General features: G+C 39.5%; 11 protein-coding genes. 9 read left to right on the top strand and 2 right to left on the bottom strand.

What is annotated here, in order from left to right; all coding sequences use genetic code 11:
- The first annotated feature begins 23 nt into the window (after positions 1 to 23).
- The 9 genes from pdhA (at position 24) to AN957_RS12850 (ending at position 10,029) form a co-directional block, all read left to right on the top strand.
- Positions 24 to 1,094, top strand: a complete 1,071-nt coding sequence (gene pdhA / locus AN957_RS12810; protein ID WP_053475886.1) for a pyruvate dehydrogenase (acetyl-transferring) E1 component subunit alpha — start codon at positions 24 to 26, stop codon at positions 1,092 to 1,094.
- Entirely contained in the window at positions 1,091 to 2,086 is a 996-nt protein-coding gene (locus tag AN957_RS12815) for an alpha-ketoacid dehydrogenase subunit beta (protein WP_053475887.1), read from the top strand. The genes pdhA and AN957_RS12815 overlap by 4 nt, the downstream gene beginning before the upstream one ends.
- Before the next feature lie 12 nt (positions 2,087 to 2,098).
- Positions 2,099 to 3,313 carry a dihydrolipoamide acetyltransferase family protein gene (locus tag AN957_RS12820; RefSeq protein WP_053475888.1) on the top strand — a complete coding sequence of 405 codons (1,215 nt, stop codon included), beginning with the start codon at positions 2,099 to 2,101 and terminating at the stop codon, positions 3,311 to 3,313.
- Complete coding sequence (gene lpdA, locus AN957_RS12825; RefSeq protein WP_053475889.1) at positions 3,314 to 4,735, top strand: dihydrolipoyl dehydrogenase; 1,422 nt, start codon at positions 3,314 to 3,316, stop codon at positions 4,733 to 4,735. It abuts the gene before it with no gap.
- A 132-nt stretch (positions 4,736 to 4,867) separates the two neighbouring features.
- Positions 4,868 to 5,983 (top strand): 4-hydroxyphenylpyruvate dioxygenase, encoded by a 1,116-nt coding sequence (gene hppD, locus AN957_RS12830; RefSeq protein WP_053475890.1) that lies wholly within the window; start codon positions 4,868 to 4,870, stop codon positions 5,981 to 5,983.
- Positions 5,984 to 6,221: 238 nt separating this feature from the next.
- A complete protein-coding gene (hisC, locus tag AN957_RS12835; protein ID WP_056684480.1) occupies positions 6,222 to 7,316 on the top strand; it encodes a histidinol-phosphate transaminase in 1,095 nt (364 codons plus the stop codon).
- Between the two features lie 3 nt (positions 7,317 to 7,319).
- The gene (locus tag AN957_RS12840) at positions 7,320 to 7,940 is read left to right on the top strand and encodes a flavin reductase family protein (RefSeq protein ID WP_056684483.1); all 621 of its coding nucleotides are present in this window, start codon (positions 7,320 to 7,322) and stop codon (positions 7,938 to 7,940) included.
- Positions 7,941 to 7,944: 4 nt separating this feature from the next.
- Positions 7,945 to 8,868, top strand: a complete 924-nt coding sequence (locus AN957_RS12845) for a fumarylacetoacetate hydrolase family protein (protein WP_056684486.1) — start codon at positions 7,945 to 7,947, stop codon at positions 8,866 to 8,868.
- A gap of 9 nt (positions 8,869 to 8,877) precedes the next feature.
- Positions 8,878 to 10,029: a homogentisate 1,2-dioxygenase gene (locus tag AN957_RS12850; RefSeq protein ID WP_053475894.1), complete on the top strand. Its 1,152-nt coding sequence runs from the start codon at positions 8,878 to 8,880 to the stop codon at positions 10,027 to 10,029.
- A 57-nt stretch (positions 10,030 to 10,086) separates the two neighbouring features.
- On the opposite strand, the gene AN957_RS12855 is transcribed toward AN957_RS12850, so the two are convergent.
- Positions 10,087 to 10,938 (bottom strand): DegV family protein, encoded by an 852-nt coding sequence (locus AN957_RS12855; protein WP_053475895.1) that lies wholly within the window; start codon positions 10,936 to 10,938, stop codon positions 10,087 to 10,089.
- 226 nt (positions 10,939 to 11,164) lie between these two features.
- Entirely contained in the window at positions 11,165 to 12,721 is a 1,557-nt protein-coding gene (locus AN957_RS12860; RefSeq protein WP_053475896.1) for an ABC-F family ATP-binding cassette domain-containing protein, read from the bottom strand.
- Positions 12,722 to 12,779 lie beyond the last annotated feature (58 nt).

Raw genomic sequence — 12,779 nt, forward strand, 5'->3', positions numbered from 1 at the left:
ATGAAAAAGAGAAGGGTGAGAAAATGGATAATCAGTTTCCGATCCAGCAAATCATGGATCCAAACGGAATAATTGTTTCACCTGAATATAAAGAAAAAATCACTGCAGATCTCGCTAAAAGCTTCTACAGGCAACTCGTTAGAATCCGGATGTTTGACCGAAAGGCAATTAGTTTACAGCGACAAGGGAGAATTGGCACATACGCACCTTTTGAAGGCCAGGAGGCTTCTCAAGTAGGGAGTGCCCTTGCATTGCAATCATCCGATTGGATGTTTCCAACTTATCGGGAACATGGAGCTGCTTTTGTATTCGGCCATTCGCTGCGAAATATTCTTCTTTTTTGGAACGGCAGAAATGAGGGCTGCATCCCACCAGCTGGAAAAAAGATATTTCCGCCAGGCATTCCAATTGCGACGCAAATTCCTCATGCGGCTGGGGCTGCTTTAGCGGAAAAGATGAAAGGTACAAAAAATGCCGCAATTGCTTACTTTGGAGATGGGGCAACATCTGAGGGAGATTTTCATGAGGGAATCAATTTTGCCAGTGTATGTAAAGCACCTGTTGTCTTTTTCAATCAAAATAATCAATATGCTATCTCAGTTCCGATTGAAAAGCAGATGAACTCAAAGACGATTGCTCAAAAAGCAATAGCCTATGATATTCCTGGAATTAGAATCGATGGAAATGATGTTTTTACTGTTTATTTTGAAACATTAAAAGCTTTGGAACGTGCAAGATGCGGCAAGGGACCTACATTGATTGAAGCAGTTACATGGCGGTATGGTGCCCATACGACAGCTGATGATCCAGCGAAATATCGGGATCAAGCAGCAAGCAAGAGCCGCAGAATGGAAACAGATCCGATCTTGCGCCTGGAAAGATGGCTGAAAAATGAAGGGCTTTATGATGAGGCTTGGGTACGTGATATCGAAGCAGATGCAGCAGAGGAAATAGAAGAAGCAATTACTGAAATGGAAGCGTTTCCTCCTGCTGATCCAGCAGATATATTTAATCATGTTTTTGCTGAGCCGACTTGGCAGATACGTGAGCAAAAAGAGGAGTATCTCAGATTGGTTGGGGGTGTCAGTACTTGAGTACAGCAGTTAGAACGAAGACGATGACGCTGATTCAAGCTATTAACGATGGACTCGATACAATGCTTGCCGATCGGAAAGAAGTGGTATTGATGGGGGAGGACATCGGAAAAAATGGCGGCGTTTTTCGAGCAACAGATGGGCTGCAGGGAAAATATGGAGAAAATCGGGTAATGGATACGCCATTAAGTGAGGCAGGCTTTGTCGGAGCAGGTATTGGCATGGCAGTTAATGGTTTCCTGCCAGTAATTGAAATACAATTTTTAGGTTTTATTTATCCTGCTTATGAACAAATCATGACACATGCCACAAGATTAAGAATGCGCACGATGGGGCATTACACTGTTCCGATGGTGATTCGTGCCCCATACGGAGCAGGGGTGAGAGCACCGGAGATTCATTGTGACAGCACCGAAGCTATTTTCACGCATATGCCAGGCATAAAAGTGGTTTGCCCCTCAAACCCTTACGATGCAAAGGGATTGCTCATTGCGGCGATAGAAGACCCTGATCCAATTTTATATTTAGAGCCCATGCGCTCTTATCGATCAACTAGAGAGGAAGTGCCAGAAGGAAAATATATGATTGAAATTGGCAAAGGGAAAAAAATGATTGAAGGTGATGACGTCACGGTTATATCATGGGGAGCCATGATGCCAATCGCATTAAAGGCAGCTGAAGAGATGAAGATAGAGGGAATCCAATGTGAGGTCATTGATTTGCGGACACTCTTCCCAATAGATAAGGATATCATTGCCGAATCCGTCCAAAAAACGGGCAGGACCGTAATTGTTCATGAGGCCCACGCGACCGGTGGAATTGGAAATGATGTGTTAGCCATCATAAATGATACATCATTTTTATACCAGAAAGCACCGGCCGAGCGGGTGACAGGTTTTGATGCCCCAGTTCCTTATTTTGGCTTTGAGGATCATTATTTGCCGAATGAAACGAGAATTAAGCATGCCATTAGAAAAGTGATGATGTTTTAGAGGAGGGAAGGAATGGAAGTAAAACTTCATGACATTGGTGAAGGGATGACGGAGGCGGAGATTAATTGTTTTCTAGTGAAGCCTGGAGATATCGTTCAAGCAGATGATCCGCTTCTTGAAGTGCAAACAGATAAAATGACTGCTGAAATCCCTTCCCCAAGAGCGGGGATTATACGAGAATTTAAAGTGGAACCAGGACAAACGGTGCCTGTTGGAACGACACTACTACTAATGAATGATATTGATGGAGAAGTAAACAAAGATAATCAAAAGAAACCCAGTCAATCTACCCTTGAGGAAAAAGTTCCGTTTGCATTTACTGGTAAAAAGGTTTCATCTAAACGAATTTTAGCTTCCCCTTATACAAGAAAAATTGCACGTGAAAATGGCATCAATATTGAAAAGGTGGAAGGATCAGGTCCTAGTGGACGAATTACCGATGAAGATATTTATCATTTTATTACTGCTCTTCAGGAAACAGCAATTGCTCCCGAAATAAATCCAACTGTGGCCCCAACTAAAACCTCCTATGAGAAAAACACGATCCCATTTAGGGGCAGACGAAAGCAAATCGCCAAAAATATGGTCCAGTCCATGTACACGATCCCACATTGTACCCATTTTGAAGAGGTAGATGTGACCAGCCTTCTTCAATTTTGCAGTGAGCTTAAGAAAAGTAGCCAAAATATATCAATCACTGCTTTTTTCTTAAAAGCACTATCCATTTGCTTAAAGGAGTACCCAATATTTAATGCCGTACTAGATGAAGAAAATGAAGTGATCCAGCTTCTGCATGAGCATCATATTGGCGTAGCGGTTGATATGGAAGAAGGATTAATGGTTCCTGTAATACAAAATGTGGAAAAGAAATCAATCCGTGCCATTCAATTAGAAATGAAACAGCTCAAAGAAAAGGCTTTGGAAAATAAATTAGCAATAAAGGATATTTCAGGCGGGACTTTTACAATTAGCAATGTCGGTCCACTAGGAGGAAGCTTTGGCGCTACACCGATAATACAGCATCCAGAGGTTGCATTAGTTTCCTTTCATAAAACAAAAAAAATGCCAGTTGTTACAGATGAGGATCAAATTGTCATCCGCTCTATCATGAATCTGTCGATGTCTTTTGATCATAGAGTGGCAGACGGGGCAACTGCAGTTCGATTCACAAACCGTTTTGCCGCACTAATTCAAGAGCCAAAAATGCTTTTGCTGGAGATGGTGTAAATGGTTGTCGGCGAACTTGCTCATGAACGAGATCTTATCATAATCGGAGGGGGGCCAGGCGGCTATCATGCGGCCATTCGGGCGGCCCAGCTTGGCCAATCTGTAACACTTATTGAAAGAGAAGAATTCGGCGGTGTATGTTTGAATAAAGGCTGTATTCCTACTAAGGTTTTTACAAAGGGAGCTAATAAGTTAGCATCTATTAGAAAAGCTGGCCAATTTGGAATAGAAAGTGATTCAATCCACTTTAATCTTCATACACTTCAAACACATAAAGAAAAAACCATTCACCAGCTGCGTAAAGGCATTGCAGCTTTATGTAAAGCGAATAAAGTGGAACTTCTAAGCGGATCTGCTTTCTTTCTTGCAGAAGACCGGATTGGAGTAGAGAATGGCGATCAATATGCAGTGTATCGATTTAAACACGCAATTATTGCAACAGGCAGTTCTCCCTTTATACCTGCAGGAATAGAAATTGATCATAAACGGATTGTAGATTCATGGTCAATGACAAAGATTGAAACGATTCCAGAAACACTTTTCGTGTATGGACATGATTATATTGCATTAGAGATGGCAATGGCTTTTAGCATTTTTGGCTCTCATGTTACCCTGATAATTGAGAAGAATGACTTTCCCTTTGACCAAGCAATCAATCGAGAGATAAAGCGAGTGTTCAAGAAGAACGGGATTAAAATAATCAGAAATGCTGCGATTTCTTCAGCGGTTGCTAACGAGAGTAGTGTATCTATCAATCTAGAAAAAGAAATACACACTTGCACTCATCTATTTGTTTCCACAGGACAAAAACCAAACATCGATAACTTAGGGATTAACCGGATTGGCATTGAAATGACAGCAAGCGGGTTTATTCAAGTAAATAAACAATGTCTCACTTCAATCCCATCTATATTTGCGATTGGAGATGTGACAGAGGGTCCTGCATTAGCTGTTAGAGCTATTCGGCAAGGAAAAGCAGCTGCAGAAGCCATAGCAGGTATCTCCTCTGAGGTAGATTTTAGCTTCTTGCCAACAGTCGCTCATACTTTGCCCCCGATTGCGAGTGTGGGACTAACGGAACAGGAGGCGTGCGAGCAAGGATATCAGGTCAATGTTGGTCAATTTCCACTATCATCGAGCGGGATTGCTGCAATTAGTGGAGAAAGAGATGGATTCATTAAAGTAATAATAGACAAAGAGAGTCAGCTTTTTCTTGGTATGCATATGATGGGATATGGAGCTGTAGAGCTGATTACAAGCGGAGTTTTTTCCTTGGAAATGGCAGCTCGTGATGAAGACTGGCTGTTTCCAACATATCCGCATCCAAGTATAAATGAGGGGATGCTAGAAGCAGTTGAATCGATAAAAAAACAGGCTATTCATATTCCACCTGCAATAAGAAATGAAATATATAAAGTTTAATATAACGAAAATTTCACTTTAACACAGATAAGCATCATAGCTTTAACTTAAACTCTTGAGAACGTTTACACACTTCATATATTATTAATTTAGTTCAGAATATTATTAATTTTAAAAATAGGAGGAATGGAAATGCAAGAAAAAACAGTGGCTAAACAACAAAAGGTAGAGGAATTCTTTCCTGTAAAAGAGGTGGATTATTTAGAAATATACTCTGGGAATGCTAGACAGTCTTGTCATTTTTATTGCTCAGCTTTTGGATTTAAGCCTGTCGCTTACTCAGGTCTTGAAACAGGGAATAGAGAGACAGTCTCATATGTCCTTCAACAAAGGAAAATACGTTTAGTAATTACGGGTTCGTTAAATGAAAGCAGTAGAATAGCTTCGTTTGTGAAGAAGCATGGTGATGGGGTAAAGGATATTGCGCTAACAGTTGATAATGTAGAAAAAGCTTATCAAGAAGCGGTTTCAAGAGGGGCAATTGAAATCTTGCCGCCATTTGAATTAAAAGATGAGAATGGAACAATTAAGAAGGCAGTCATCGGTACATATGGTGACACGATTCATACATTAGTTGAGAGAAATGACTATCAAGGTGTTTTTATGCCTGGCTATGAACCACTAGAAATGAATGTTCCATTCGAAGATGCAGGTTTTATCGGCATTGACCATGTTGTTGGCAATGTGGAAAGAATGGAAGAATGGGTCAATTATTATGCGAATGTAATGGGCTTTAAAGAAATGAAACACTTCACAGACAAAGATATTACCACTGAATATTCTGCACTTATGTCAAAGGTTATGCATAATGGCGGCAGAATAAAGTTCCCGATTAATGAACCAGCCGAAGGGAAGCGGAAATCTCAAATCGAGGAATACTTAGAATATTATAATGGCCCTGGAGTTCAGCATCTAGCGATTCTTACTGAAGATATTGTAAAAACAGTTAGTATCCTTCGAAAAAATGGCGTTGAATTTTTAAGCACTCCATCTACGTATTATGATGCTTTAGCAGAGCGTGTAGGAAAAATAGATGAGGAAATAGACAAAATTAAAGAGTTAAGCATTTTAGTAGACCGGGATGATGAAGGCTATTTGCTGCAAATCTTCACGAAGCCAATCGTTGACCGCCCAACATTATTTATTGAAATCATTCAGCGTAAAGGAGCAAGAGGCTTTGGCGAAGGGAATTTCAAAGCGTTGTTTGAGTCTATCGAGCGGGAACAAGAAAGAAGAGGAAATTTATAAATATAGTAGACTCCCTTTATTAAAAAGGGAGTTTTGCAAATAAAATGAGAGTTTCGCAAAAATAAAGCGTGCTTTCCAAATAAAATGGGAGTTTCGCAAAAATAAAGCGTTTCTTGCAAATAAAATGGAGGTTTTGCAAAAATAAAGGCGTAATTGCAAATAAACTAAAAAACTTGCAAAAAATAACGAAGTTTTTCAAATAAAATGGATTTTGTCTAAATAAATTGAGGTGTTTTACATGTCAAACATTCAAACGAGACGTGCAGTAGAAGGAATTGTCTCCTATCCTCTAGGAGATTCGGCTGAAGAAATAAAACAAAAATATCAGCTTCGAACAGTGAGAAAAATGTCTGACAATGAAAACGTGTATGGCTGCTCAAATCGTGTAAAGGAAGTTATCTCTCAAAACTTGAACCAGCTATCTCTCTATCCTGATGGAACTACGTCAAGGCTTATTGCAAAATTGTCGGCATTTTACCAGTTAGGAAAAGAACGATTTCTGATTGGAAATGGTTCAGAAGAGATAATTCGCCTGCTAACACGGGCATATATAAATCCCGGTGATGAAGCGATCATGGCTTCGATGACATTTCCTCGTTATGAGACGAATGTTGTTATTGAAGGTGGGGTAGCTATCACTGTCACAATGTTAAATGGTGCGCATGATTTATCCAATATGTACGAAGAAATTACAGAGAAAACAAAGATGATCTTTGTTTGTAACCCAAATAATCCAACAGGGACAATTGTTGGGAAAGAGGAACTTTTACAATTAATTAAAAATATTCCGCAGCATATTCTGATTATATTGGATGAAGCTTACTATGAATATGTATGCTCAAATAATTACCTTGAATCTGTTCCACTACTGTATAATCACCCAAACCTAGTTATCCTGCGAACTTTCTCAAAAGTTTATGGGTTAGCCAGTCTTCGTATCGGCTACGGGATCATGGATCCGGCAATAGTGAAGGAGCTGCACAAGGTGAAGGAGGTTTTTAATGTAAATCAGCTGGCTCAAGTGGCTGCTGAAACCGCTCTTGATGATCAGGAATTCATCAAAGGCTGTGCGGTGAAAAATGCATTGGAGAGAGCGTTTGTTTGTGAACAATTGGATGAGATGGGGTTTGGTTATTTTCCATCTGAAACGAATTTTGTTTATGTGTACGCACATCAGCCTGTTGCCGCCAAGCTAATAACTAACGGTATCATTGTCCGGCAAATAATGCTATCAGGATATGCTGATGCCTTTCGGATTACACTCGGTACACGTGAAGATAATGAATTTTTCCTAACAACACTTAATGAAATAGTTAGAGAGAAGGCGGTGTAAACATTGGAAATCACTCCGGGTAATCTGGAATGGAAAGATGCCTATAAATTACTGGTGGGGTCCATTTTACCCCGGCCGATTGCATTTGTGACGACAATTAATGAGATGGGGATCGTGAATGCAGCACCATTTAGTTTTTTTACCGCTATTTGTGCAGATCCGATGCTCATTTGTTTTTCGCCAATGAGAAGGGGAACGGACGGAAAGAAAAAGGATACACTTGCCAATATTGAGGAAACAAGGGAATTCGTAATAAACATTGTCAGCGAAGATTGGACAGAAAAGATGAATATTTGTGCGACTGAGTTTCCTGCTGAAATGGATGAACTAGATATTTCTGGTTTGTGGAAGGAAAGCAGTCAGATGGTAAAACCGCCTAGGGTAAAAGAATCAAAAATTCATCTGGAATGTTCTCTTTATCAAGTGCTTCATTTTGGTGAGCATCCAGGTGCAGGGAGTCTAGTCATAGGAAAGGTAGAGCATGTCCATGTTGCAGAAGAGCTTTATGAAAAGGGCAGAATTAATACTGATAAACTAAAGCCTGTCGGACGTATGGCTGGACAAATGTATACAAAGCCATTGGGTGATGTTTTTGAATTAGTCCGAAAAACAAACCTGAGGTGAGACGATGAAATTTGTAACCTTTCAAAAGAAGGATGGGGCGTTACGAGCTGGATGGATCGAAAATGATCACTTTGTAGTTGATATGCATGAAGCTTCAAACGGTGTATTACCGAAAGACATGCTTTCATTTCTTGAAAACCATTCTTTTTTCATGAAGTATCTCTCTGGTGAACAGAAGACTCTGTCTGCAAATAAAGGAGTTTATTTATTAAAAGAGGTTGAATTAAAAGCACCGCTGCCAAATCCGAAAAGTTTTAGGGACTTTTATGCTTTTGAAGAACACGTGAAAACAGCAAGAGAAAACCGTGGACTTGATATGATCCCTGAATGGTATGAAATTCCTGTGTTTTATTTTTCTAATCATTTAGCGTTTAAAGGACCTAACGAAAGTATCACTCGGCCGAAAAATTGTGAATGGCTTGATTATGAATTAGAAATTGCATGTGTAATCGGAAAAGAAGGCAAGGATATTAAAGCTGAACATGCGGATCAACATATTTTTGGGTATTGTATCCTAAATGATTGGAGTGCGAGAGATTTACAAAGGAAGGAAATGAAGGTTGGGCTTGGACCAGCAAAGGGCAAGGATTTTGCAACCTCGATTGGTCCATTTATAGTAACGAAGGATGAAATGGAAGAATATCGGGTCGAAAATGGCTATGATTTAAACATGAGGGCGAAAGTAAATGGTGTCTTATTATCAGAAGGGAATTTGAAAGAAATTTACTATTCGTTTGGGGAAATGATCGAGCAGGCTTCAAAAGGGGTTACTTTGTATCCAGGAGAAATGATTGGTTCCGGGACCGTAGGGAGCGGCTGTATTTTGGAGCTTGGAACAGATGTTCATCGCTGGTTAGTGCCGGGTGATGAAGTTGAATTAGAAATTACTGCTCTAGGAAAATTGATTAATACAATCATTAGTGAGTGAGGTGGGGAGATGTTTTATCGACAAATGGGGAGAATTCCGCATAAACGTCATACGGCGTTTAGAAAAGATGATGGCAGTCTATTCAGAGAACAGGTGATGGGAACAAAAGGCTTCTCGGGAACACAATCCATTCTTTACCATCACCATATGCCAACTGAGGTAGTAAAAACAACATTAATTGGAAAGTATTTACCGGAATATGAGGAGCAATGCCCACTAAAGCACAGACATTTGATGACGAATAATATTGAGAAAAATGGCGATGCGCTTAAAGCCAGACAGTATCTATTGGGCAATGAGGATTTACTGATAGGGACAGGAAATATAACAGGACCAATGAATAACTACTATCGAAATGGTGACGGCGATGAAATGATCTATATTCATTATGGAAACGGCAAAATAGAAACGATGTTTGGAACAATCACGTATCGTCCGGGGGATTATGTAATAATCCCGATTGGAACGATTTATCGTTTTATTCCAGATAATAGCGAAAAGACAAAAGCTTTATTTATTGAATCATTTAGTCAAATAACGACACCGAGAAGGTATCGGAATGAGTATGGTCAATTGCTTGAGCATAGCCCATTCTGTGAAAGAGATATTCGCGGTCCGGAAAAATTGGAAACATTTGATGAAAAAGGTGAGTTTGAAGTCATTACAAAAACAAGAGGATATCTTCATTCCCATATATTAAACCATCATCCTCTCGATGTGGTAGGGTGGGACGGGTATTTATATCCATGGGTATTTAATATTGAAGATTTTGAACCAATTACTGGAAGGGTCCACCAGCCGCCGCCGGTTCATCAAACATTTGAAGGGCATAATTTTGTTGTTTGTTCCTTTGTACCAAGATTGTTTGATTACCATCCAGAGGCGATACCTGCACCATATACACATAGTAATGTGAATAGTGATGAACTCCTTTACTATGTTGAAGGGAACTTTATGAGCAGGAAAGGGGTAAATATTGAATCCATCACGTTGCATCCAAGTGGAATCCCTCATGGTCCGCATCCTGGGACGACGGAAGCAAGCATCGGGAAGAAGGAAACGCTAGAGCTTGCGGTTATGATTGATACGTTCAGACCTTTGAAGGTCGTCAATCAGGCTAAAGCAATTGAGGATGAAAAGTATATGTTTACATGGGTTTAATTAACAAAAATGCCTGTGAGATAGCGTTTAGAACGTGTATCCCCAGGCATTCTCTTTTTATTCGTTATGCCACAATGTAGCAAGCGTGCCTTCACCGGAATGAGAGGCAATGGTGGAGCTTATTTCACCGATGAAAATATCAAGTTTAGGGAAAAGAGCTTTTATTTCATTTCCAAGCTCTTTCGCTTTTTCATGGACATTTCCGTGTAATATCTGCACTTGGGAAATTGAGTGTTTTTTATATGAATCACCAAGCAATTCCAGCATACGTTTAACTGCTTTCTTCTCTGATCGAACCTTTTCGAAAAGTTCAAATTCACCATGATTGTTAATTCTGATAATTGGCTTTATATTTAAAAGGCTACCTAATAAATAGGCGGTTCCTGACATTCTTCCGCCTTTGTAAAATTGATCAAGGCTTCCTAGTAAAAAATAGTTCTCTGATTTTGTAGCATCCTTTTGCAAAAAATTAGCGATTTCTTTACTAGACATACCCTTTTCAGCAAGATCCATCCCTTTATTTATTAAGGTCGTTATCGCATAAGACATTGACTTAGAATCGACTGCTTCTACTGGGAAATCTGCGAGTGCAGCTCCAGAAAGACAGCTATTAATAGTTCCACTTAATTTACTAGAAATATGAACGGCAACAGCAGAATCATAGTTTTCCTTTAATCGTTCAAACAGCTCAGCAAATCGTCCTGCAGACGGCTGAGAAGTCTTCGGGATTTCTTTTGCTGAAACAATTCTTTTATATAATTGATCTGTACTTAAATCGATTCCATCTTCAAAGGTTTCGTCTCCGAATGTTATGGATAATGGAATAACATACACATCAGGGTGTTTTTTCAAATCATCTGTAATATAGGCAGTACTGTCAGTAATCCAGGCAATCTTTTTTACAGTCATAAATTAGTTAGTCCTTTATAAATATTTACCCGCTTAAAGGTTAGCCAAGAAAAGAAATATTACTATTTTCTCATAGTTATAATTAAAAATATTATTAATTTACGGGCTTTTTTTATTATACACTATTGTAATCGGTTGCACGAGTTTTATTAAATGTTCAAAGATTGGTCACAAATGCCTACATAAAAATAAAAGCCCCTGCTTTGCAGAAGGCTTCTATACTTGATTATTTAGATAGCTGCTGGGACCATTCTTCGACATCCCAAACCTTTGTTACCCAGTCTTCATAAAAGTCAGGTTCGTGACAAACTAATACAACAGTTCCTTTATACGCTTTTAAGGCACGCTTTAATTCTTCCTTTGCGACGACATCAAGGTGGTTGGTTGGCTCATCAAATAAGAGCCAGTTGCTCTCGTTCATAAGGAGCTTACATAGTCTAACCTTCGCTTGTTCTCCACCACTTAATTGGTTTAATGGGCGAGAGATATGTTCATTTTTTAGACCGCATTTTGCCAGAGCCGCACGTACTTGATGCTGATCCATTGATGGGAACTCATTCCAGACATCATCAATTGGAGTGATATTTTCTGCTTTTACTTCTTGTTCAAAATAAGAAGGGAAAAGGAAGTCACCACGTTCAACTTTTCCGCTAATCGGATTGATTTTTCCGAGCATTGTTTTGAGTAGAGTCGATTTTCCGACCCCGTTGCAGCCAACAATAGCAATTTTTTCTCCACGCTCAATTGTTATCGACATTTTAGGTAGTAGCGCATGTGTATACCCAATTTCAAAATCCTGTCCTTCGAACACATAACGGCTGCTGCCGCGTGATTCCTTAAATTCAAAGGTTGGCTTCATGGCCGTTTCAGGACGGTCGATTCTTTCCATGCGATCAAGCTGCTTTTGACGGCTTTTTGCCCGGCCAGTCGTTGAGTAGCGCGCTTTATTTTTTGCGATAAAATCTTCTTGTTTTTTAATGAAATCCTGCTGTTTTTCATATGCATTGAGGTGCTGATTTTTATTAATCTCTGCTAATTCGAGGAACTTATCATAGCTTGCTGTGTAACGTGTCAGCTTCGAAAATTCTAAATGAAAGATTGTGTTAGAAACCTGATTCATGAATTCTGTATCATGAGAAATAAGCATAAATGCATATGGATATTCTTTTAAGTAGTTTGAAAGCCAGCGAATATGCTCGACATCTAAATAGTTTGTTGGTTCATCAAGCAATAGAACTTGTGGCTGTTCAAGGAGCAGCTTTGCAAGTAATACTTTTGTTCGCTGTCCACCACTTAATGCGGAAACGTCACGGTCCAGTCCGATTGCATCCAAACCAAGTCCGCGTGCAGCTTCCTCAATCTTTATATCAAGAGAATAAAAACCGCCTGCATCCAAGCGATCCTGAATTTTCCCCATTTCATCCAGCAATTCTTCAAGTTCTTCAGGAGTAGCATCCGCCATCTTTGATGTGACCTCATTAAGTGCTTTTTCTTGTTCAAAAAGCGGAAGAAAGGCATCTTTAAGCACATCTCGCATGGTTTTTCCTGGAGTGAGAACAGTATGCTGATCTAGGTAGCCATAATGAACACTTGGTGTCCATTCGACACGTCCGGAATCATGTATCAGCTGGCCTGTAATAATATTCATCAAAGTTGATTTTCCAACCCCATTTGCTCCAACAAGCCCTACATGATCTTCAGCTAAAAGACGGAAGGAAACATCTTTAAACAATGTCCGATCGCCAAAAGTATGGCTCAAATTTTCAACGTTTAATAAGCTCATTTTTTATATCCTCAACTTTCAAAAGTAATCCATTTTTACATTCTACAAGATTTTTATT

It is taken from the genome of Cytobacillus solani (genome assembly GCF_001420595.1).
Taxonomy (GTDB): Bacteria; Bacillota; Bacilli; order Bacillales; family Cytobacillaceae; genus Cytobacillus; species Cytobacillus solani.

Coding starts and splice junctions, on each gene's coding strand:
- AN957_RS12845 (WP_056684486.1), top strand. CDS start 7,945: ATGAAATTTGTAACCTTTCAAAAGAAGGATGGGGCGTTACGAGCTGGA.
- pdhA (WP_053475886.1), top strand. CDS start 24: ATGGATAATCAGTTTCCGATCCAGCAAATCATGGATCCAAACGGAATA.
- hppD (WP_053475890.1), top strand. CDS start 4,868: ATGCAAGAAAAAACAGTGGCTAAACAACAAAAGGTAGAGGAATTCTTT.
- AN957_RS12850 (WP_053475894.1), top strand. CDS start 8,878: ATGTTTTATCGACAAATGGGGAGAATTCCGCATAAACGTCATACGGCG.
- lpdA (WP_053475889.1), top strand. CDS start 3,314: ATGGTTGTCGGCGAACTTGCTCATGAACGAGATCTTATCATAATCGGA.
- AN957_RS12820 (WP_053475888.1), top strand. CDS start 2,099: ATGGAAGTAAAACTTCATGACATTGGTGAAGGGATGACGGAGGCGGAG.
- AN957_RS12855 (WP_053475895.1), bottom strand. CDS start 10,938: ATGACTGTAAAAAAGATTGCCTGGATTACTGACAGTACTGCCTATATT.
- hisC (WP_056684480.1), top strand. CDS start 6,222: ATGTCAAACATTCAAACGAGACGTGCAGTAGAAGGAATTGTCTCCTAT.
- AN957_RS12860 (WP_053475896.1), bottom strand. CDS start 12,721: ATGAGCTTATTAAACGTTGAAAATTTGAGCCATACTTTTGGCGATCGG.